This window comes from Salipaludibacillus sp. CF4.18 (assembly GCF_051262595.1).
In the GTDB taxonomy this organism is placed as follows: domain Bacteria; phylum Bacillota; class Bacilli; order Bacillales; family Salisediminibacteriaceae; genus Salipaludibacillus; species Salipaludibacillus neizhouensis.
Map to the genome: position 1 here is coordinate 1 of NZ_JBIMEV010000007.1, position 22657 is coordinate 22657.

Sequence of the window (22657 nt, forward strand, 5' to 3'; positions counted from 1 at the left end):
TTCATCCTGTACTATTTGTTCGCGAAATTAATAAATTATATGTAAAAACTTTGTAGATTTCCTTGCACCTGTTATAATATTGATTATTGAAAATTCTTTCGTATGCTAATTGTAAGTATATTTTAAATACGAGTAGCTGATAGACAGAAATAGAGATTACATACCAATCTAACCAGGAGGTGGATTCCCTTGCCGATTAAAATACCAGCACGCCTGCCAGCAAGAGAAATACTAGAAAAAGAGAATATTTTCATGATGGATAATGAACAGGCGAGCTTGCAAGAGATTCGTCCTCTTAATATCGTTATATTAAATCTCATGCCAGAAAAACAAAAAACAGAAGGTCACTTACTTAGACTTCTAGGAAATTCGCCGTTGCAAGTAGATATTACATTTCTCAAGACAGTCACATATGAACCGAAAAATGAGAGTAAATCCCATATGGAGGATTTTTATACGTCGTTTTCTGAAATAAAACACCGCAAATTTGATGGAATGATTATTACAGGTGCCCCTATTGAACACTTCCAATTTGAAGAAGTTCAATATTGGAAAGAAATGACCGAAATTATGGACTGGGCAAAAGATCATGTGACATCCAGCCTGCACATTTGCTGGGGTGCACAGGCAGCCCTTTACCACCACTACGGTATTGATAAGCTCCCGCTGGAAGAGAAATGCTCTGGAATTTTCGAACATCAAATTTTTAACGGTCATGGAGATATTAAATTGTTGCGTGGTTTTGATGATGAATTTATTGCTCCGCACTCCAGACATACAAATGTTTCGATAGATGAGATAAAGGCTGCTCCTGATCTTGAAGTTTTAGCTACTTCCAAGGAAGCCGGTCCTTTCCTGATGATGTCCAAGGATGGGAAACACATCATGGCTACAGGACACTTGGAATATGATACGGTAACTCTCAAGGAAGAGTATGAGCGTGATTTAGAACGAGGATTGAGTGTAAAATTACCAGTTCATTATTTTCCCAATAATAACCCTCATGAGAAACCGCTGAACCGCTGGCGCTCTCACGCCCATTTGTTATTTTCTAATTGGCTCAACTATTATGTGTATCAGGAAACACCTTACGAGTGGAAATGAGATTCTAATAAGTTGGCGAATTTATCACTTTAAAGGATCAATCATGGCCTTATGTGGAGAACCTTACATTCTCTTCATAAGGCCTTTATTATGTTTTTATTGGCGCCCCAAATAGGATCAAAGCCTTCAGAGATCAAACGGCCACGCCTCTCATTAACACCAAAAAAGTAAGCGCTTTAAACTTTTGTCATTATTTTTCAAATATAATAGACTGATTACTTTGTTTTCGCTAAGATAAAAAGGACTATATACTTAGATCTATCGTCATTAATCAATTTGATAACGTTAACAATTGGAAATCCGTGAGATGAAAGGACTATTTTAAGCTCTATTGAGGTGGGGGGGATGGAACGTACAATAGTATTTTTACATGGGACTGAAAGTAAAACTCTATTTAAAGGGAGAGAGACGATTGGATTTTAAAAAACTTAAACCCAGAGTACCAAAATTAAGGATCCCTAAAAAAAAGAATGAAAAGGTATTTAAAAGATCCAAGAAGGTTAGACCAAAAAAACAAATATCACTGAAGTATAAGCTGTTGCTCTCATTTATTTTACTGAGTATTATTCCTAGTATTGTTATAGCTACTTTGGTTTTTAATGTTTCGAAAAATACATTAGAAGACAAAGTTTCAGCAATGAGTGGTGATATAGGGTTTCAAATTTCAGAAAACGTTAATGATACGATAGAACAAATGGAGGAATTAACAACAAGACCGATTACCGATCCAGATATTTATTCCCAATTAGCTATAAACTTTAATGACCTTGATGATAGAGAAGCATTCTCTCTGAGAAGAGATATGTCCGATTACTTTTCTAACATTCTCAACAATACCTCTCATCTTTCTGAATTCTTTTTCGTTAGAAATGATGGTGAACTCCTTGGGAAACCGACTCAATTAGAAATTGATGAATTTATTCAACAAGATGCTAACGGACAGTTTGATGGTGAAAATGTTGTATGGTTACCTTTAGAAAATGCTGAAAATACTGTCAGTGATTTGGTGGTTCTAAGAGCTTCGAGGGATGGCATTATTGTTTCAAGCTTTGCTCCCAGCATTTTTGATGACGTATTTAGTTCTGAAGTAGAAGAGGTTGAAAACGAAAAACAGCTGTTAATTATCGATGAAGAAAACCGCATTATATCAAATAGTCAGTCAGATGATGTCAGTAGTCATTATGTGGTAGACGAAGGTAATGAAGATGCAATATCATCCACCCACCTCTTATCTAATGGATGGCAAGTGGTTGTATCTACTCCTAGGGCCGCATTAATGCAAGAAATGAATGATGTGATTCCATATGTTATTATCTTTGTTATTATTTTCGCCATCATTGCCAGCCTAATTGGTGTATTTCTTACTTTTTCTATCACAAAACCTATTGACCGTATCGTCCGCTTAATGAAAAAAGCAGAACAAGGTGATCTAACTGTTCGCACAGATGAAGTCGGAAAGCATGAAATAGGCCAGTTAGGTGCCAGCTTTAATCACATGGTAGCAAATATAAAAGACATTATATTAGAAAATAAAAAAATGTCTGCTTACGCTGTAGAAAGTGCAGAAAAACTAAAAATAATTTCAAATCAATCATCTAATACTGCTGATCAAATCGCGTCATCCATCGAAGAAGTGGCAAATGGGGCAATGGAGCAAGTAGATTACTCTGAAAAAACAAACCGAGAAATGAAAGGGTTGTCGGAAGAAGTTCAAGGTGTCTCCAAAAATGTTCATGAAGTATCACAAGCAGCTACAAACACAAAAAAATCAAGTCAAGGTTCGATTAATCATATGAATGATCTTACGAAAAAAAATCAAAGTGTAGGAACTAATATTACAGAAATAAAGGATACGATTGAAAAACTAAATATTGAAGTTAACGGAATTCAAGATGTAGTATCTATGATTAATGGCATCAGTGATCAGACCAACCTACTTGCTTTAAACGCAAGTATCGAGGCGGCACGCGCCGGAGAATCCGGAAAAGGGTTTGCTGTGGTTGCGGATGAAGTAAGAAAGTTAGCTGAGCAATCGAAACAATCCACGAAAAAGATTGAGGAGATTATTCAAAGTATATTAGGACAAACGAATAACTCCGTTAGATTAGTTCAAACTTCAGTTGCCTTATTTGATGAGCAAACAGTGTCGGTTGAAGGAACGAAACATTCATTTGACCAAATACTACGTGATACTGATGAAATATTCTTAGCAACACAATCGATGGAAACCTCGATCAGTAAAATGGATATCACTAAGGCAAGAGTAGAAAAGGCGATTGCTGATATGGTTGGAATTACTGAAGTTACATCGGCAGCCACAGAGGAAGTCAGTGCAACTACGGAAGAACAATTTGCTGCAGCTGAGGAACTTGGAAGCCTCTCAGAAAACCTGGAGACGACAATGAAAGATTTAGAGAAAGTTATTAATCGTTTTAAAGTGGAATAATACAAACCGATAACTTAATAAAAAATAGCCCTGAAGAATTAAACTTCTTCAGGGCTCTCTATTTATCACATTCTCATTATGCTTTTGTTGGCTCTTCTACCGCAGTAAAATATGCATGATACAAACTTTTAACCGCCAAATCTACGTCCTTTTCATCAACACCAAACATCATGCTGACTTCCGATGAGCCTTGGTTGATCATTTTAATGTTCACACCAGCTTCAGATAATGCTACGGTAGCTTTTGAGGCAACACCTAGTGTTTTGAACATTCCCTCTCCAACAACCATTACCATCGCTAAATTCCGTTCAACTTGCACATCCTCTACCGATAGTTCTGTTTTGATTCTGTGAAGAACGCGCTCTTCTTTGCCATTCTCAAAGTGGTGGGACTTGATAATAACTGACATATTGTCAATACCAGATGGTGTATGCTCGAATGATATCCCTTCATCTTCCAAGATTTCGAGCAAATGTCGTCCAAAGCCAACTTCCGTATTCATCAAGTATTTCGTTATGTTAATGCTACAAAAATCCTTATCACTTGCGATCCCCACAACTGGTTGCCCGTTTGGTGATCGTCTAGAAACGATTCTTGTTCCTGGGGCTTCAGGATGATTTGTATTTTTTACTGTGACTGGAATTTTCTTAATAACGACCGGTTGAAGAGCTTCGTCATGAAAAACAGAGAAACCAGAATACGCCAACTCTCTCATTTCCTGATAAGAGATCTCCTTCATTTCATGAGGATTTTCAACCAAGTTAGGATTAACACTGTACACAGAATCGACATCTGTGAAGTTTTCATATTCTTCAGCTTCTACCCCTGCTGCTATAATAGAACCCGAAATATCCGATCCTCCTCTTGGGAAAGTGACGATATTGCCAAGTTTTGAATATCCGAAAAAACCTGGAATAACAAGGATACCGGATCGATTACGTAATTTCTGTATTTCACCATAAGCCTCAGGGAGAATCCTTGCGTTTCCTGGTTGATCGGTCACGATCATTCCAGCCTCTTTCGGAGAAACATAATGAGCTTCCTCTCCTAGGTTAGACAAAAATGCTGCCATAATCTTCGCATTTTGATTCTCACCGCTTGCTTTCAGTGCATCTAATAAACGAGCTTCATCATTACGATAGAAGTCAATTAATTCGTTTAAGTGATTTTCTATGGATGTTAGCAAGTTATCATTTAACTCTAATTCACGGATGATTACTGCGAATCTCTCTAAAACGCCGTTTAAAGCTAGTGATTCATTACCACCATTGGTAATTGAGTCCGCCAAATTAATGAGAAGATCGGTTGTTTTAATGTCATTCTCGTGCCGTTTACCCGGCGCAGAAACAACTACAATCCGCCTCTCCTTATCAGCTAAAATAATATTTGCAACTTTTCTAAATTGAGTTCCGTTTGCTAAGGAACTTCCTCCGAACTTTACAACTTTCATTCCGACAAAACTCCTTTTTTTCTTTTGTCTCTTCTATAAACACAAATGTATTCCTGATAAAGAAAATGTTATCGTTATTATACTAGAGTCGAGCATCTTCGGCAATAGAAGAAATTGGAGATAACATAGAAAAAACCCCGCTTGGCTATGCACAACTAAGCAAGGGTTACTATTTTTCCTTATGTTATACCCACCACATATCAGAAGGTTGTTCTTCAATTAAAATAGATTGAAGATTTTTCACAGCTCGGTTAAAACCTTCATCAATGGACATAATTGGATCCTCATGCTCGATGCTAATCACATAATCATACCCGTAAGTGCGTAAAGCGCTCATCATATTAGACCATTCTTGCATATTGTGACCACAGCCAACTGAGCGAAACGTCCATGCTCTTGACTGAACTTCCCCATATGGTTGCATATCAATAAGTCCATACATATTCACATTATCCTGATCGATATATGTATCTTTTGCATGGAAATGGTGGATGGCATTCTCTTTTCCGAGAATTTTAATTGCTGCGACTGGGTCAATTCCTTGCCACCATAAATGACTTGGATCAAGATTAGCACCTATGGCATCACAAGTTGCTTCTCTTAGTTTCAGCATCGTTATAAGGCGTGTGAACAAGAAAGCCGCCGTGAAGCTCTAGACCTATTTTAACATGATGCTTTTCAGCAAATTCCCCCACTCGTTTCCAATATGGAATCAGTTTTTCGTCCCATTGCCACGTATAGATGTCCGAGTATTCATTAGGCCATGGTGTTACCGGCCAATTTGGCTTTTTAGCTCCTTCATGATCACCAGCAGTACCGGAGAAACAATTGACGACAGTTACCCCCATCTTGCTTGCCAACTCTATCGTCTTCATTAACGCCTCATCTGATTCCTTTGCAAAATTCTCTTCAGGAGAAATCGGATTTCCATGGCAACTAAATGCACTGATTTCTAACCCTCTTGATGAAATTTTTTCTAAATATTCCGCTCGAAGCTCTTCACTCTTCAACAAACGATCTATATCACAATGAGCATTTCCCGGGTACCCTCCTGTTCCAATTTCGACTGCTTTAAGACCGGAATCTCTGACATGATCTAGCATTTCTTCAAGGTTTTTTTCTGCAAACAAGACGGTAAATACACCTAATTTCATCCAATCGCCTCCGTTGTTATGATAATGTCACACTTTGACCTGTTTCACTGCTTTTATAGATGGCATCTATGATCTTGGTAACTTGCAAGGCTTCTTCTGGTTTGACAATTAGTTCTTCATTACCAAGACACGCTCCGACAAAGTTTTTCAACAGAAAGAGTCCAGGGTTTTCTTCCCCTGGCATCCACTGGGCTTCGCTGTTCATTAACATCCCATGCTTGGCCTGGTTCAATTGAAAAGGAAAGACATCTAATCCCCCTCGTTGACCTGATATGCTAACATTTTCATAATCTTCTTTGATATTTGCTGACCAAGAAGTTTCAAAGAGCAGTGATGCACCGCCTTCAAATGTAATATAAGCTGTAACATGATCATCTACATCAAACGTGGCAGCATCAAAATTTCCCCATTCATTAACCTGTTCGGTCATTTTACTTAAATGGTTATACGTTCTTCCGCTCACTTCGATGGGTTTTGGATGATCTAGTAACCACAGTGATAGATCTAGAAAGTGACAACCATAATCAATCAGGCTGCCCCCTCCTTGTAAATCTTTATTTGTAAAAACACCCCAACCCGGTACTTTCCGTCGTCGTAATGCCTGAGATCGTGCAACAATCGGTAAACCGATTTCATTCTCACTTACCATTTTTTTAGCCGCTTGTGAATTCTTCATAAAACGATAATGATAGCCTATAGATAACAAAGTACCTGACTCTTCTGCTGCAAGAATCATAGCTTCACATTCTTTTGTATTTAAGGCCATTGGCTTTTCACACAACACGTGTAGCCCTGCATTCAAAGCATCAATTGTGATCTGTGCATGAAATTTATTCGGCGTACAGATCGTAACAGCATCTATCTCTGAGAACATCTCTTTGTAATCAGTATACACGAGCGGAATTTCAAACTGCTCAGCAGCTTGTCTTGCTGTTTCATAGTTGATATCACACACTGCCTCTACTTGAACTTTATCTGTCAACTGTTTATACGCAGGGAGATGACGACCTTGGGCAATCCCCCCGACACCAATGAGCCCCATTTTCAATTTTTTCATAGTGAACTCCTTTTAAATGGCTGTAAACTGCTTCGTTTCACTTGATTCTAGAGCTGCAAGGACAACTTGAAGAGACTTCAACCCTTCGGCTCCTGAAACGGCTGGCGTCTTCTCTTCTAAAATTGAAGTAATAAACTCATCAATGACATGAGTAGTCGTTTGACCATCTCCATCATTCGATTGAATGCCACCTAATTCATATTTTACAATTTCTCCATTTTTATATTGAATAATCAACGAGTTAACTGGGTCATCTTCTAATCGAAGAATAGCATTTTCCCCATAAATGACTGTTGAGTTATCTTCTCCTGACACGTATGACCAACTAGCTGCAAGTGTCCCAATCACACCACTTTCTGTTTTCAATACACAAACGGCAGTATCATCTACAGTTGCTTTTTCTTTGGCGCTTGTTTCGACAAATGCACCTACTTCTTTGAATTCCTCGCCTAAAATAAATCGTAGTAAATCTGTTTTATGAACTCCTAGATCACCCATCGCTCCAATGAATGCATCTTCCTTTTTAAAGAACCAGCTATCTTCTCCATCTGCACTCCACTGCTCTGGTCCACCGTGTCCAAATGCAGAACGGAAACTGTAAATCTTACCTATCTCTCCACTTTCAATCAGTTTTTTTGCCTTTTTATGAGAAGGTACAAACCGTTGATTATGACCAATCATCAAGTTTTTCCCGGCAGACGCTGCTGCTTCATTCATGGCCTCTGCTTCTTCTGTTGAGATTGCCATCGGCTTTTCACATAAAACATGCTTGCCAGCGTTTAATGCTGCAATAGAGATTGGTGCATGTAAATAGTTTGGTGTACATACACTGACCGCGTCGATGTCGCTTTGTGCTAGCAGTTCCTCGTAACGTGTATACGCTTGTGCATCATAATCATTTGCAATTTCATTAACCCGGTCTTCGACAATGTCACATACAGCAACAATATCTACAAGTTGATTCCCTAAGTATTCTGGTAAATGACGGTATTTAGCGATGCTTCCGCACCCGATGACTCCTACACGAATTTTATTCATTCCTCTTCCCCTCCAACACTATTAGTCTTTTGGTTTGATGTCTTCTAAAGGCTTGGCGTTACCACGGATTGGTATGTTGCGAGTGGTAGGTTGCGCCCACTTCACTGCATTTGAAATAACTCGTTGTATCTGTTTGTTGTGATACGTAGGATAAGTCTCATGTCCCGGTCTGAAATAAAAGATCTTCCCTGATCCTCGTTTGAATGTACATCCGCTTCGGAAGACTTCTCCTCCTTCAAACCAACTCATCAAAACGACTTCATCTGGGGCAGGAATATCAAAGTGTTCTCCGTACATTTCTTCTTTTTCAAGCTCAATATTTTCGCCAATACCTTCGACAATTGGATGACTCGGTTCGACAACCCACAAGCGTTCTTTCTCATCTGCCTCACGCCATTTTAAATCACATCCAGTACCCATTAACGTTTGGAAAATCTTTGAGAAGTGACCAGAGTGAAGGACGATTAATCCCATGCCATCCAGTACTCGTTGATGTATTTTTTTAACAACCGTATCGCTTACTTCATCATGTGCAAGGTGCCCCCACCATAAAAGGACATCCGTCTCATTTAATACATCGTCTGTTAATCCGTGTTCTGGCTCGTCTAAAGTCGCTGTTCTTACTTCAAACGATTCTTCTTCTAAAAAAGAAGCAATCGCTCCATGAATTCCTTCTGGATAAATCTCTCTCACTTTAGGATTTTTTTGTTCATGCCTGTTCTCATTCCATACAGTAACTCGTTGCATTGTAATTCCTCCCCATTATTTGGAAGAGGCCCTCAAACACAAGAACCTCTTAGTATTTATTTTCATTATGTTTGAATATCGTAGACAACACTCTCATAAGGACGTAGTTGTAACTCTTTAAGGTCTATAGAAGCATTATCATAGTTTCCAATAATCATTAGTTTCACTTTTTCTTCTAAAACTATATCGATTTCTTCGTTTGTAAAGTTAGCTATTACAAGAATTGTTTGTTCTCGTAATTGTCTTGTATAAGCGAAAACGTGTGAATGATTCTCTAACTTCTCCTCGTATTCCCCGTACTTAATAACTTCTTTGTAGTCACTGTTTTTTCTTAACTCAATTAACTCTTTGTAAAAATAAAATAAAGAGTTTTTGTCATTTAACGCATTCTCTACATTTACAGAAGTATAATTTTGGTTGACCTTTAGCCACGGTTTTCCGTTGGTGAATCCACTATTTCCCCCTTCACTCCATTGCATCGGTGTTCTTGCGTTATCTCTACTACGATTGTGAATAAATGATAACGCCTCATCTTCTGAATAGCCGTCAGTGATAGCAGAATGATATTGATCAATCGAAGCTATGTCATCATAATCAGTAATAGATGGGTAAAGGACGTTAGTCATACCTATTTCTTGTCCCTGATAAATATAAGGCGTCCCCTTTAGGAGAAAATACACCATTGCAAGCATTTTTCCCGAAATGTCGCTAATATCCTCATTAGGAACAAATTTGTTTAGTGAACGAGGTTGATCGTGATTTTCAAGATACAGTGCCGTCCAGCCTTCCTCCTGAATAACTCGTTGACTATTTGTAATAGCTTTTTTAAAATCCTTCAGCACCCAATCGTTTAAGGGATACCATTTCCCATCCTCACCTATATCCACGTCCACATGATCAAATTCTATCAGCATACTAAAATATCCTTGGTCTCCTACAAACTTTGGTAATTCGTCAGGTGTAACTCCTGGAGCCTCAGCTACAGTTAATATATCGTAAGCTGAAAAGGTCTCTATCGCTAATTCAGATAAAAATACATTAACTCCTTGTTCATTCGGTTTGACGGTACTTAAACCATCCGTCGAAGAAGTTGGAAAATCGTTGAATTCTTCTGGTTTTTTAATAAATGTAATTGCATCAACTCTGAATCCTCCAATACCTCTGTCTAACCACCACTTGATCATGGTAAACAATTCTTTTCGAACTTCTGGGTTTTCCCAATTAAGGTCAGGTTGTTTTTTTGAAAAAGCATGAAAATAATATTGATCTGTGGTTTTGTCATACTCCCAACAAGAACCACCAAAAATGGAACGTAAGTTATTTGGCGCAGACCCATCCTTTTTTCCGTCACGCCAAATATACCAATCTCTTTTCGGGTTACTTTTGTCACTTCTGGATTGGATAAACCATGAATGTTCATCTGATGTATGATTAATAACCAAGTCCATGATTATTTTTATATTTTTTTCCGCTGCTTTTTCAATTAACAAATCTATTTCTTCCATTGTGCCAAACTCTTTTGCGATGTTTTGATAATCTGAGATATCATATCCATTATCATCCATAGGTGATGTGTATACAGGACTTAACCAAATCACATCAATACCTAAGTATTCTAAGTAGTTTAATTTTTCGATAACTCCTTTAATATCCCCTATCCCATCATCATTAGAGTCGTTAAAGCTTCTAGGGTAAATTTGATATACAACTGAATCATGCCACCACTTTTTGTCCATTAGAGCCCGCCTCACTTCGCTTCTTTCTTGTCATCACGTTCCTGCCTGTTATTATTCTGGTTTTGAAATGGAAAATTTCTCATAAACTTTATAAAAAGTTGAAAAACAAATAAAAGTAATTAGTGAACCACTAAAGAAAGGGATTAAAAATCTTAAACTGTTCGCACTTACATAAATCACAATAGCACTACTAATTACAATGATTACACTTAGTAAAGGACTGCCTACTGTAAATAAAAATGCTCTTTTCAGTAAGTTGGTTATCTTCAAATCATAATGAGCCATCACACAAAAAATATTTATTGTATACACAAATAACAAAACACCCAAGGCGATAAACGTAAACATTAAAATAGTGCTTTCTTGATGGAAATAATAAATATCGCCAATTAATATCGCCCATGCCACTGTTAAAATTATCCCCATAAACATACTTCTTTTGTAGTTTTCTTTAAAATAGTACCAATATGACCTCCAAAGGCTCTGATTATCATTTTTTAAAATCCAGTCTCTCACAGAAGAGAACATCGCTGCCGTTGATGGAAAAAGCAAGAAAGGTGATAAAGCTGCAATCAAAAGACTTGATATGAGTAATAAGCCCTGAAATTTGACAACATACAGATTCATCATAATTAATATGATCGGTGCGTTGCAGACTAACCACAGCATATTAACCACTGCAAATTTCGTCACCCATTCACTTACTTGATAAAAACCTCTCATAACTTTAACCACCTTAATTTCTCTTCTAGATGTATAAATATTGACTAGGATTCTTAGTCAAAGGTAGTTCTTGCTTAAATTATTTCACTGCACCTTCGGAAACACCTTGAATAATTTGTTTTTGAGCAATGAAATAAAATATAATTACTGGAATTACTGCAATGGTTAACCCAGCTAAGGCAAGGTGCCACTGCCTAGTGTATTCTCCAAAGAAATAGAACATTCTCAGTGGAATTGTCGCTTCGGATTCTCCTAATATGAGAGAAGGTAATAAGTAGTCATTCCAAATCCAAATTACATTTAATATAGCAACAGTCACTGAAATAGGTTTTAATAGAGGGAATATAATGTACCAAAATGTCTGAAATTTACTAGCTCCATCAATGATTGCCGCTTCATCCAATGATTTAGATATACCAGTCATTGCACCATGATAAAGGAAGATAGCTAAACTGGAACCAAATCCTAAATACATGAAAATAAGCCCGAAACGATTAAGCATGTCAACTTGCCCAAAAATTGAAATTAACGTAATCATAACTGCCTGAAAGGGAATAAGCATTGCCGCAACAAAAATCATTAAAATGAACCCGCTCAGTTTACTTTTATTCCGCGCTAAAGCATACCCAGCCATGGAAGAAAAGAACACAATGATAATAATACTTACAACTGTAATTAACAATGAATTAAAAAGTGATTGCATAAATCTTAAGTCTATAAATGCCTGAACAAAATTTTCTGTCGTAGCATCCGGCGGGAGGCCTATAACATCTGAAAAGATATCTCTGTTTGTTTTAAAAGCATTAACGACCATTAGATAGAATGGTGATAACCAAATTAATGCTAGCAAAACTCCGAAAATTTCTAATAAATATGAATTTCGCTTTTTGCCTACCATTACAGATCGACCTCCCGTTTTTTATTATAATAAACTTGGGTAACTGCAATCATTGCAACAAAAATGAAGAAGATAACAGCTTTTGCTTGACCATAAGCCATTTCATTACTACTAAAAGCTGTATAAACGATATTCATAGCCACCATTTCTGTTGAATTGAATGGCCCACCGTTTGTTAACGATAAGTTTTGATCATAAATCTTAAAAGAAGTGGATAAAGTCAGAAACATACTCACTGTAAATGCTGGAGCAATGAGAGGAAATGTAATATTTCTAAACCTTTGATAAGCGTTCGCCCCATCTACTTTTGCTGCTTCCACCAATTCTCCCGGGATATTTTGCAAATAAGCGATATAAATAATCATAATATAACCGGCTAATTGCCAACTTGTTAATATAACAAGACCCCAGAATCCGGTTGTTGTTGTCGATAACCATCCATCTAAACCAGGAATTCCTAACATATCTCCGAGGTCAGAAAAAACACCGATAAAAATAAATTGCCAAATGAAACCTAAAATAAGTCCGCCTATTAAGTTTGGCATAAAAAATATTGTTCTCAAATAATTACTCGATTTAAGGCTTTGTGTAACTAGCAAAGCTAAACCTAAACCTAATACATTTAAGATAACTACAGTGACAATTGAAAATCTAATCGTAAACCATAACGAACTTAAAAACCGATTATCTTGAAACAGTCGTGTGTAATGATCGAGGCCAATATAATTATTAAAGGATAGCCCGTTCCAATCTGTAAAGGAGTAAAAAACACCTAAAAGAAGAGGAATAACAACAACTATACCTAAACTAAGTATTACGGGAGTTAAAAATATCCAAAAAGCCAAGTCTTTATTTTTCATAAATTTCCCTCCACTTTATAGCGATTAATTTAATTGGAAGATGCAGCAAGCAAAACTATGCTGACTGATCTTCCAAAGTTGTTTGCTATTGTCTCGCAGCTTCCCATTCACTTGCCGCATCCTCAAGGGTGTCTTCCCATGATTTTTGATCAGCCATGTACTCTTGCATATGAGCGCCTAAGTCATCGCCCCATGCTGTTGGATAGCCAAGAAATACCCATCCAATTGTATTTTCCTCTAACGAATACTCATAAATATCTCGAGATAAGGAAGAAGAGATGTTTTCTGGCTCAAATCCTTCGTGAGCTGGAATAAAGTTCAACAGTTCTTGTACAGTTGCAATACCTTCTTCAGATGCGTACATCCAATCGAAGAAATCTTTAGCTGCTTCGATCACTTCTTCATCACTGTTTTTATTAATCGCCCAATAGTTTGGTACACCGACCGCCACTTTACCTTCATTACCTTCTAACGGCATTGGGATAATTCCTACGTTCTCTTCTGCAAATTCAGGATCCATTTGTACCAAAGTTGGGTGAATCCAATCCCCTTGCTGAATAATTGCCGCACTGCCTAGTGAAAAGTATTGTTCTACCTGCTGAGAATAATCCATATTCAAGGTTGGCTGTATCGAATACTCGACTTGTAAATCTAACATTCGTTTCATTTCATCACTTCGTTCAAAAGAAACACTTTCACTGTTGTATGCTTCCATGACGTCATTATTAAACTCTGGTGCTAAGTATGTGTTTGCTAAATGGTTTCCCATAACCCATGCTTCCGCACCTGGAAGGGCAAAAACACCTTCAATACCCAATTCTTCTTTTTGACTGTCTAATGTTTGAACTGCCTCTTCTAGATCTTCATAGCTCAAAATGCTTTCTGCATCTATACCTGCTTCTTCGAAAATTGCTTTATTATAAATAAATCCATACCCTTCTTGGTTAAAAGGGATACCATACACTGTTCCATCTTGAGTAATTCCATCTAACGTTCCTTCCAAAGCAGTTTCTGTTGCTTTTAAATCCGAAACATCAGTCACAGAATCTTGAAAGTCTGCTAATTCAGACGGGCCAGCTAAACTAAATACATCTGGCTCATCTCCTGATGAAAATCGGGATCGTAAAGCTGTTAAATAATCCGATCCGCCGCCGATAGCACTGAAATTAATCTCTACGTTTGGATTTTCTTCTTGATATGTTTCTGCTAGTTCGATAAATTGATCTCGAAATTCAACTTTCCCTTGAAAAAGGTCTATTGTAATTTGATCACTTGTATCTCCACCAGAACCTTCTTCATTATTGCCACCACAACCTGCCAGTACCCCAGTAAATACTAAACCTGATATTGCTGTTGTGACTAATTTATTCTTTTTCATACCATTCCACTCCTTGTTTTTTAATGTAGTATCAGAATAGGTAACATTTTTACTCTATTTTTTTCTCACCCTGTAATTGGTATCGGTTTCATAGAAGGTTAAAAAAATATATACTTTTAAAAGATTTTCTTTAACACTGAGTTGGTATCGGTTCCAAATCCCCTAAAAAAAATATACCCTCATTTAAAATATTGAGTAATAAATGCGTTTTATATCCTTGTAAAATGCGATTCATCTTTCTTACAAACTTATTATAAACTCAAATGGTATCGGTTTCAATGTTTTTTAACAGTTTTTTTATAAATAATTTTATTAATTAAGTAGAGTATCTAGTATCGCCTGTCAAGTAGATTGACGTATGACTAATTCAGTTGGTAATTCATGATCCTTACTTTTTTGATCTGCATGATTTAGCATCCCAATGATTAACTCTACTGCCTTTTCACCCATCTGATTTACAGGTTGACGAATGGTCGTTAATTTTGGTTCCATTATTTCTGCGATCGGTTGATCATCAAAACCCATAATGGCAATGTCCTCTGGTACACGTAACCCCAGTCTTTTTATCTCTATTAATATACCAGCAGCTACTTCATCACCTCCAGCAAAAACTGCTGTTGGTCGGTCAGACATAGAAATCAACTCTTTTGCCACTTCCTTGCCATCATCTATCGTAATTTGATTGATAAAAACCCATTTAGGATTCATAGGAATTTGAGCTTCTTTTAGCGCTTTCTGAAAACCAATACTACGATCGTTATTCTTGCCATCCATCTCAAACAAGCTGCCTCCCGTACAGTAGGCAATCTTTTGATGACCTCTATCTATTAAATGCCTGATACCTGTGTAAACACTGTCTACTTGATCGATTCTTACTATTGGAAGATTCGAATCTGAGATATATTCATTACAAAAAACGATTGGCCCAAAATTCGTATATTCTTTTAGATCGTCCCACTCATTGACCACAGCCGTCATGATGATACCATCAACCTGCTTTGTTTTTAACAGATTAAGGTAAGCAAGTTCCTTTTCGGGATCGTTGTTACTTTGAAAGACCAATACTTGATAGCCATTTTCATAAGCCAACTCTTCGATCGCGTTTACAAGATAAGAAAAAAATGGATTAACTATTCTATGAACAATTACTCCTATAGAAGTCGTTATTTGCCCTCTCATTCTTCTAGCAGAAGGGCTTGGAATATAGGACAGTTCCTCCATTGCTTTTTGTACCAGAAGGCGTTTTTCCTTTGTTACATGAGGATAATCATTTAACACTCTAGATACCGTTGTTTTTGATAAACCGGATAGCTTTGCAACATCTGATATCGTTGCCATTTGACACCTCCCCCTTTTATTGAAATCGGTTTCATAAATAGTTTAACGTATTATTTAATAAAATTCAAGAAGAATTATTATCGGCAGTACTTACATTTATACCTCCCCTTCAGTAAATTCAATTGCCAACTGTTTTGCCCGTTCCTTTGCTGCTTGAAGACGTGCTCTAGCTTCATCCGGGTATGTGCTTGTCCCTTCAATAAAAAGATGCGTGTAATCTTTCATACCAATCAATCCAAAGATGGTTCTCAAATAACGGTCTGAGTTTTCAAACTCCTGGAGCTTTCCTTTTGAATACACTCCACCTCTTGATTGGATGTGCATGATCTTTTTCGCTTGCATCAGTCCTTTTATTCCAGCGTCTGTAAATCGAAAAGTTTTTCCAGGTATAATAAGATGATCAACATACGCTTTTACTTGAGGTGGAAAACTCATGTTCCATAATGGCGTGACGATCACGATTCGATCGGCTTCAAGGAATTGCTCGACAAATGGATTCGTTACTTCTTTTTGTTCCGCATTGCCATGACGTTCCCACATATTAATAGCGTCTGTATCTAATGGAGGTAACGTCACTTTAAATAAATCCAGCCTATCTATTTTTTCTTCTGGTTTTTCTTGTTGATAGGCCTTTAAAAAAGCTTCTCCAAGCTGTAAACCAAAAGAATCTGCTGTCTTCTTAGGATTCGCCGTTACATATAATAAAGTCATCGCTGTTGCCCCCTTCTGTCTTGGTTCTAATCTTAGTATATAAGAAAAGTAGAGCGATCTCCAAGGTTGTTTGGAAGAATTACCGCTCCCTTTCCGTGGATGATCCGCGAGCCTCCTCGAGCAAACGAACGCTCTGCGGGGTCTCGCTTGGATCATTCTTCCACAGGAGTCTCGCGGATTCTTCCAAACAACTGTTTTTTAGAAAGATAGTTTACATGAACTTTTCTTCGACAAAAATTACTCGAAGAAGCGAAGGTGGCGACTCCAGCGGAATTAGCAACGACTAAAGACCCCACAGGACGGTCTTTGTCCGAGGAGGCTGAAGGCGTTGCCCGCGGAAAGCGTCCACCTAAAGCGGATTCGAGTACCTTCTGATCTAAAAAGAAACAATCATTAAAAAAAGACCGTACTGGAAGCTACTTGATCTTTTCATACTTATAACGGATTTTCCAAAAGTTCCTTGATATCTTCTTCGGAAAAGGCACTTGCTCTCGATAAAAAGCGTTTGCCCTCTTTTCCTTCCAACGAAAACATCCCTCCTCGGCCATCGACGACGTCTATAATAATTTGAGTATGTTTCCAGTAGTCATACTGCTTTTTATTCATATAAAAACCTACCCCGCCAATTTCACCAAGCTTTACATCCTGGCTTCCTAACATTAGTTCTCCATCGGGATAACACATAGGAGAACTTCCATCGCAGCAACCGCCGGATTGATGGAACATGAGGGGACCATGCTCTTCTTTTAAGCGTGCAATCAAAGTCAGTGCTTTCTCTGTCGCTTTAACACGTTCCACCATGTCTAAAAGAATCCTAATTTTTGAGGACTATAGCTCACAAGCATATTTTTCGTTTGCTGGTAGTGGTCAAGCATCATTTTGTGATTCTCTCTTCCGATTCCTGACATTTTATATCCTCCAAATGCGGAGTGTGCTGGGTACTGGTGATAGCAATTTGTCCAAACACGCCCCGCTTGAATACCTCGTCCGAATCGGTAAGCTGTATTCACATTCCGAGTCCATATTCCTGAACCTAAGCCGTATAATGTATCGTTAGCAATTGCAAGAGCTTCTTCATCCGTTTTAAACGTAGTCACAGACAGTACTGGACCAAAAATTTCTTCTTGGAATATCCGCATTTTGTTATGTCCTTTGAAAATCGTTGGCTGAATATAGTAACCATCCGCATTTTCACCTTCTTGTTTATTTATATCTCCACCAATGAGCAACTCGGCCCCTTCTTCTTTTCCAATCTTTAAGTAGGATTCAATTTTTTCCATTTGTTCCGTGGATGCTTGTGCACCCATCATTGAATTAGGATCAAGTGGATTCCCTGTTTTGATGGCTTTCACCCGCTCAATTACTCTTTCCATGAAAGGCTCAAAAATATCTTCATGGATAATTGCTCGCGATGGACATGTACATACTTCCCCTTGGTTAAGTGCGAACATAAGTAGACCTTCTACTGCTTTGTCAAGAAAGTCATCATCTTCATCCATTATGTCTTTAAAGAAAATATTTGGAGACTTACCGCCAAGTTCCAAGGTTACAGGGATCAAGTTTTGCGATGCGTATTGCATGATCAGACGTCCTGTCGTTGTTTCTCCTGTGAAGGCGATCTTAGCGATACGTTCACTAGATGCCAACGGTTTTCCAGCCTCCAGCCCAAAGCCATTCACGATATTTAAAACACCAGGCGGCAACAAGTCTCCTACCAAATCAGCCAATAACAATATAGATGCTGGCGTTTGTTCGGCTGGCTTAAGTACAACGCAGTTTCCCGCTGCTAATGCAGGTGCCAATTTCCAAACAGCCATAAGGATTGGAAAATTCCAAGGAATAATTTGTCCGACTACACCTAAAGGTTCATGGAAATGGTACGCTACCGTGTCTTGATCAATTTCTCCCAGTGATCCTTCTTGGGCACGAATAACCCCGGCAAAATATCGAAAATGGTCGATCGCCAAAGGAATATCTGCATTTAAAGTTTCACGCACAGCCTTCCCGTTTTCCCACGTTTCCGCGATACCTAACATTTCTAGGTTTTCTTCCATGCGGTTTGCAATTTTATTTAGGATAATCGAGCGTTCCGTGACGGATGTTTTACCCCATGCCTCTTTCGCATTATGTGCAGCGTCAAGGGCAAGTTCAATATCTACTTCCGTTGACCTGGCTACTTGGCAAAAAGGCTTTCCATTCACTGGTGATGGATTATCAAAGTATTCACCATTTACTGGCGCTATCCATTCTCCACCTATATAGTTATCATATTTTTCTTTGAATTGTACAACAGAATCTTTCGTATTCGGATTAGCATATGTCATAAACTATTCCCCCATTTACTAGAAATCATTTGTTCACCTTACGTGTTGAAGACTTCCTATTAAACGTCACCTCCCACCACTTTGTAAACGCTTTCAGTTTGTGTCATAAAAATAGGCCACGCAGGCTATTTAAAGTTTATACAACATTCTATTTTTTGTCAATTATCAGACTTATTATTTGTGTATATTTCTTACTGTTTATATTTTTTCTTCAAACGGAATTGCTCGAATACCCTACTTGCAGATGTTATCACTTCTTCGATCGTTTTATTAATAACATTGACTATGAGCATACTTAGTAAATTTAAGAGTCATTCTATAGTAGAAAGATACTCTAATCTCTATTTTCTATAAATATCCATTGACCTATGATAATTATTTTATTATGATAGACAATGATAATGAGAATCTTTATCAACTACATAATAGGAGGTCTATATTATATGAAACATTTATTGTTATCCTTAACGCTCCTTTCAGTGATGCTTTTATCCGCTTGCGGCGCTACGAATGAAGAAAATAACTCAGAAGCAGAAAATGAAGGTCAGGTAAACGATCCTACTGAAAATACTGACTCAAATGCTGAAAGTGAGAATTCAGAAAATGAAGCCACCGAGACTGATACTTCAGACTCCGAGGCTGCTTATCCAGTTACGATTGAACACGCACTAGGTGAGACAACTTTAGAGGAAAAACCGGAACGGATCGTTGTCCTTGAATGGGTATACGGAGAGAATCTGTTAGCTTTAGGTTTGGAGCCTGTTGGAATGGCTGATATCGAAGGCTACAATGCATGGGTGAATGTTGAACCAGAGCTATCTGCTGATGTAGTCGATGTCGGCACTCGTCAAGAACCGAGTCTTGAAGAAATCGCTCGATTAGAACCTGATTTAATTATTTCGGCTTCTTTCCGACATGAGGCAATTCAGAGTGAGTTGGAAAACATCGCACCTACTGTTATGTTCAACCCTTATCCTGAAGAAGGAGAACAAGATCAGTACGAAGAAATGGTTACAACTTTTGAAACAATGGCAACTGCATTAGGAGAAGAAGAAAAAGCAGCAGAAGTACTTGGTAACTTAGAATCCACGTATGAAGAAGTTGCTGCTGGAATAGAAGAAAGTGAAAACGCAGGTAATGGTTTTGTTCTCTCGCAAGCATTCAGCGCTAATGAAACAGCAACTCTACGCTTATTTACCGACAATGCGATGGCTGTACAAATACTGGAAAATGTAGGGATGTCCAATGCATTTGACGGCAGTGATTTTGAATTATACGGCTATAGTGAAACATCCGTGGAAAGCTTACAGCCTTATCAGGATGCCAACTTTATTTACATTGTACAGGATGAAGACAATGTTTTTGAAAATCAGCTAGCTGGTAATTCTGTTTGGGAAGGGTTATCATTTGTAGAAGAGGAAAGAACATATGCTTTACCAGGGGATACTTGGGTATTTGGTGGTCCTCTAGCTGCAGAAGTTTTTGCTGAAGAAATTCTTCAACTATTTAGTGAGGAGTAATCCCATTGCATTTATTTTATAAAGCTGTTCTCATATTCGGAGGGGGAACAGCTCTCTTATTTTTATTTTCTTTTATACATATTCAACAAGGATCCGTCGACATTACCCTTTCGATTATTATGGAGGCTATTTTCGGCAATGGAGAAGAACTTGAACATGAAATCATACGGACGCTGCGTTTACCTAGAATTGTCGTTGGCATCATGGCTGGTGCGGCTTTAGCTTCTGCGGGCGTATTATTTCAGACTTTGACGAAGAATCCATTAGCATCCCCTGCTACGTTAGGTGTTAACGCAGGGGCTTATTTACTTGTTATTCTAGGTGCCGTTTTTCTACCGGCTAGTCTTCCGGTAAATGGATTCGTACTCGCTTTTGCCGGAGGCGCTATTGCGGCTGTTCTTGTATTTCTCATATCTGGCGGCAGCCAAGCTACCCCAGTCCGAATGGCACTTGCTGGTATGGTTTTAACGTTAACCTTCTCCGCCTTTACTTCTGCCATCCAAATTTTCTTTGAATATGAGACGGCAGGGTTATTTTTATGGGGAAACGGAACTCTTGTTCAAAATGATTGGTCCGGGGCTCAATTCATGGTTCCTGCTACTTTAACTCTTTTAGCAATCCTACTGCTCTTTTCGAAAAAATTCGATGTGCTTTTTATCGGCGAAGAACATGCAAAAGGTCTTGGCGAAAACGTAACGTTTATCCGGGTAAGTATGTTTCTTGGTGCGGTCACTTTAACCGCAATTAGCGTAAGTGTTGTTGGTCCAATAGGATTTATTGGCCTCATTGCTCCGCATATTATTCGACTGATGGGATTGTACTTGCACGGTTGGTTGTTAAGTGCATCCATGTTATGGGGAGCTGTTATCGTGATTGGGGCCGATATGGCCGGCAGATGGCTCGATCCGTCGTTAAATGAACTGCCAGTCGGTTCTGTAACCGCTCTTATTGGAGCGCCCTGGCTTATTTGGCTTATCTGGAAGCATCGCGGCACCTTCTTTCGTCTTTCTCGAAAAGAAGGCTTAAGTGGCAGTGGTTCCGGAAAGAAAGTCTCTTATTCCATTGTTATGATCGGTGCTATTATTTTTACCGTGACTGCTGTAGTCTTTGGTATTTCCGTTGGTAGTCAAGGTCTAGAGCTGCAAAACACTTGGCTCGCTTTAATTAACTCCGAAGAGACAGCTCTGCGGTCTTTCATTATCGATTTACGGTTAAGCAGAGTTCTGGTTGCTTTGGTTACTGGAATGCTCCTTGCTATCAGTGGACTCTTGTTCCAAGGTGTACTTCGTAATCCCCTGGCAGATCCTTCGGTTATTGGGGTCACTTCGGGTGCTGGAGTAGGCGCTATGCTGATTCTTTATGTTTTCCCTGCTTTATCTGCTGCTTGGATACCATTAGGTGCAATCATTGGTTCCTTCATTGCCGTAGTAATCGTATTATTATTATCAAAGAAAATGCACTTCCAACCCGCTGTCATGGCTTTAATGGGCATCGGTATCTCCGCAGTAGGTTCTGCTATTATCCAAATTTTGATCGTACGTTTTAACCTTAATGCTGCATCGGCCTTAACGTGGCTCTCCGGCAGCACTTACGCTCGAGGGTTCGATGAACTGCAATGGTTTTTAATTGGCCCATTACTCGTCATTGTGCCGATTGCATTTTACTTCATGAAGCAGATAGACTTGTTAGCCTTGGGAGAAGAAACATCTATCGGTGTAGGAATGAATGTTACTCTCTTGCGCTGGTCCATGTCCATTTTAGCTACAGTTATCGCCGCATGCTCCGTAGCAGCTGCAGGAACAATCGGATTCGTTGGACTCGTAGCTCCGCACATAGCTAGAATGATCGTCGGCCATGACAATCGGAAGATCTTTCCCTTAAGTATGCTTATTGGTGGCGGCTTCCTTGTTTGGGCGGATGCATTGGGACGTTTAGTGTTAGCACCCAAAGAGATCCCTTCAGGTATCGTGGTAGCAATGATTGGTGCGCCTTTCCTGTTATGGTTAATGCGTAAAAGGAAGGTCTAGCATGATTCACTTACCAAATAAAAGTTAAAGAGAGTGACCCCGGAGTCACTCTCTTTTCTATCACGAAAGTCGTTTGGAAGAATTACCACTCGCTTTCCGTAGATGATCCGCGAAAAACGTCCGCCTAGAGCGGATTCGAGCACCTT

The 22657-nt window shown here is 38.6% G+C and carries 17 protein-coding genes and 1 pseudogene; 4 read left to right on the top strand and 14 right to left on the bottom strand.

All coding sequences use genetic code 11. From position 1 onward, the window contains the following. Positions 1-189 precede the first annotated feature (189 nt). Complete coding sequence (gene metA / locus ACHABW_RS06725; protein ID WP_435754613.1) at positions 190-1104, top strand: homoserine O-acetyltransferase MetA; 915 nt, start codon at positions 190-192, stop codon at positions 1102-1104. A 412-nt stretch (positions 1105-1516) separates the two neighbouring features. Beyond that, a complete protein-coding gene (locus ACHABW_RS06730; protein ID WP_435754614.1) occupies positions 1517-3550 on the top strand; it encodes a methyl-accepting chemotaxis protein in 2034 nt (677 codons plus the stop codon). A gap of 76 nt (positions 3551-3626) precedes the next feature. Here ACHABW_RS06730 and ACHABW_RS06735 read toward each other — a convergent pair whose 3' ends face one another. The 14 genes and pseudogenes from ACHABW_RS06735 to adh form a co-directional block, all read right to left on the bottom strand. Beyond that, positions 3627-5000, bottom strand: a complete 1374-nt coding sequence (locus tag ACHABW_RS06735) for an aspartate kinase (RefSeq protein ID WP_110938240.1) — start codon at positions 4998-5000, stop codon at positions 3627-3629. 184 nt (positions 5001-5184) lie between these two features. Further along, positions 5185-6154, bottom strand: a pseudogene (locus tag ACHABW_RS06740) (sugar phosphate isomerase/epimerase family protein). 16 nt (positions 6155-6170) lie between these two features. After that, positions 6171-7211 (bottom strand): Gfo/Idh/MocA family protein, encoded by a 1041-nt coding sequence (locus ACHABW_RS06745; protein ID WP_435754615.1) that lies wholly within the window; start codon positions 7209-7211, stop codon positions 6171-6173. A gap of 12 nt (positions 7212-7223) precedes the next feature. Then, on the bottom strand, positions 7224-8249 hold the full coding sequence (locus ACHABW_RS06750) for a Gfo/Idh/MocA family protein (protein ID WP_435754616.1): 1026 nt from the start codon (positions 8247-8249) through the stop codon (positions 7224-7226). Positions 8250-8270: 21 nt separating this feature from the next. Then, positions 8271-8996, bottom strand: a complete 726-nt coding sequence (locus ACHABW_RS06755) for a ThuA domain-containing protein (RefSeq protein WP_435754617.1) — start codon at positions 8994-8996, stop codon at positions 8271-8273. 65 nt (positions 8997-9061) lie between these two features. Further along, positions 9062-10732 (bottom strand): glycoside hydrolase family 13 protein, encoded by a 1671-nt coding sequence (locus tag ACHABW_RS06760; protein ID WP_435754618.1) that lies wholly within the window; start codon positions 10730-10732, stop codon positions 9062-9064. A gap of 51 nt (positions 10733-10783) precedes the next feature. Further along, positions 10784-11455: a YesL family protein gene (locus ACHABW_RS06765; RefSeq protein ID WP_435754619.1), complete on the bottom strand. Its 672-nt coding sequence runs from the start codon at positions 11453-11455 to the stop codon at positions 10784-10786. Between the two features lie 79 nt (positions 11456-11534). Continuing rightward, on the bottom strand, positions 11535-12353 hold the full coding sequence (locus ACHABW_RS06770; protein WP_435754620.1) for a carbohydrate ABC transporter permease: 819 nt from the start codon (positions 12351-12353) through the stop codon (positions 11535-11537). After that, positions 12353-13213 carry a carbohydrate ABC transporter permease gene (locus ACHABW_RS06775; RefSeq protein WP_435754621.1) on the bottom strand — a complete coding sequence of 287 codons (861 nt, stop codon included), beginning with the start codon at positions 13211-13213 and terminating at the stop codon, positions 12353-12355. The genes ACHABW_RS06770 and ACHABW_RS06775 overlap by 1 nt, the downstream gene beginning before the upstream one ends. 85 nt (positions 13214-13298) lie before the next feature. Continuing rightward, positions 13299-14591, bottom strand: a complete 1293-nt coding sequence (locus ACHABW_RS06780; RefSeq protein ID WP_435754622.1) for an ABC transporter substrate-binding protein — start codon at positions 14589-14591, stop codon at positions 13299-13301. 342 nt (positions 14592-14933) lie between these two features. Then, a complete protein-coding gene (locus ACHABW_RS06785; RefSeq protein ID WP_435754623.1) occupies positions 14934-15929 on the bottom strand; it encodes a LacI family DNA-binding transcriptional regulator in 996 nt (331 codons plus the stop codon). A gap of 96 nt (positions 15930-16025) precedes the next feature. Further along, a complete protein-coding gene (locus tag ACHABW_RS06790) occupies positions 16026-16640 on the bottom strand; it encodes an FMN-dependent NADH-azoreductase (RefSeq protein WP_435754624.1) in 615 nt (204 codons plus the stop codon). A gap of 435 nt (positions 16641-17075) precedes the next feature. Continuing rightward, positions 17076-17441 carry a DUF779 domain-containing protein gene (locus ACHABW_RS06795; RefSeq protein ID WP_110938232.1) on the bottom strand — a complete coding sequence of 122 codons (366 nt, stop codon included), beginning with the start codon at positions 17439-17441 and terminating at the stop codon, positions 17076-17078. A gap of 2 nt (positions 17442-17443) precedes the next feature. Next, positions 17444-18964 carry an aldehyde dehydrogenase gene (gene adh / locus ACHABW_RS06800; protein ID WP_435754625.1) on the bottom strand — a complete coding sequence of 507 codons (1521 nt, stop codon included), beginning with the start codon at positions 18962-18964 and terminating at the stop codon, positions 17444-17446. 443 nt (positions 18965-19407) lie between these two features. On the opposite strand from adh, the gene ACHABW_RS06805 reads away from it, so the two are divergent. Together ACHABW_RS06805 and ACHABW_RS06810 are read left to right on the top strand one after the other, a co-directional pair. Then, entirely contained in the window at positions 19408-20484 is a 1077-nt protein-coding gene (locus tag ACHABW_RS06805; protein ID WP_110938230.1) for an ABC transporter substrate-binding protein, read from the top strand. Positions 20485-20489: 5 nt separating this feature from the next. Further along, positions 20490-22511 (top strand): iron ABC transporter permease, encoded by a 2022-nt coding sequence (locus tag ACHABW_RS06810; protein ID WP_435754626.1) that lies wholly within the window; start codon positions 20490-20492, stop codon positions 22509-22511. Positions 22512-22657 lie beyond the last annotated feature (146 nt).

Excerpts from the sequence above, each read along its gene's own strand:
- ACHABW_RS06735 (WP_110938240.1), bottom strand. The coding sequence starts at position 5,000 with ATGAAAGTTGTAAAGTTCGGAGGAAGTTCCTTAGCAAACGGAACTCAA.
- ACHABW_RS06745 (WP_435754615.1), bottom strand. The coding sequence starts at position 7,211 with ATGAAAAAATTGAAAATGGGGCTCATTGGTGTCGGGGGGATTGCCCAA.
- ACHABW_RS06750 (WP_435754616.1), bottom strand. The coding sequence starts at position 8,249 with ATGAATAAAATTCGTGTAGGAGTCATCGGGTGCGGAAGCATCGCTAAA.
- ACHABW_RS06755 (WP_435754617.1), bottom strand. The coding sequence starts at position 8,996 with ATGCAACGAGTTACTGTATGGAATGAGAACAGGCATGAACAAAAAAAT.
- ACHABW_RS06760 (WP_435754618.1), bottom strand. The coding sequence starts at position 10,732 with ATGGACAAAAAGTGGTGGCATGATTCAGTTGTATATCAAATTTACCCT.
- ACHABW_RS06765 (WP_435754619.1), bottom strand. The coding sequence starts at position 11,455 with ATGAGAGGTTTTTATCAAGTAAGTGAATGGGTGACGAAATTTGCAGTG.
- ACHABW_RS06770 (WP_435754620.1), bottom strand. The coding sequence starts at position 12,353 with ATGGTAGGCAAAAAGCGAAATTCATATTTATTAGAAATTTTCGGAGTT.
- ACHABW_RS06775 (WP_435754621.1), bottom strand. The coding sequence starts at position 13,213 with ATGAAAAATAAAGACTTGGCTTTTTGGATATTTTTAACTCCCGTAATA.
- ACHABW_RS06780 (WP_435754622.1), bottom strand. The coding sequence starts at position 14,591 with ATGAAAAAGAATAAATTAGTCACAACAGCAATATCAGGTTTAGTATTT.
- ACHABW_RS06785 (WP_435754623.1), bottom strand. The coding sequence starts at position 15,929 with ATGGCAACGATATCAGATGTTGCAAAGCTATCCGGTTTATCAAAAACA.
- ACHABW_RS06790 (WP_435754624.1), bottom strand. The coding sequence starts at position 16,640 with ATGACTTTATTATATGTAACGGCGAATCCTAAGAAGACAGCAGATTCT.
- ACHABW_RS06795 (WP_110938232.1), bottom strand. The coding sequence starts at position 17,441 with ATGGTGGAACGTGTTAAAGCGACAGAGAAAGCACTGACTTTGATTGCA.
- adh (WP_435754625.1), bottom strand. The coding sequence starts at position 18,964 with ATGACATATGCTAATCCGAATACGAAAGATTCTGTTGTACAATTCAAA.
- ACHABW_RS06805 (WP_110938230.1), top strand. The coding sequence starts at position 19,408 with ATGAAACATTTATTGTTATCCTTAACGCTCCTTTCAGTGATGCTTTTA.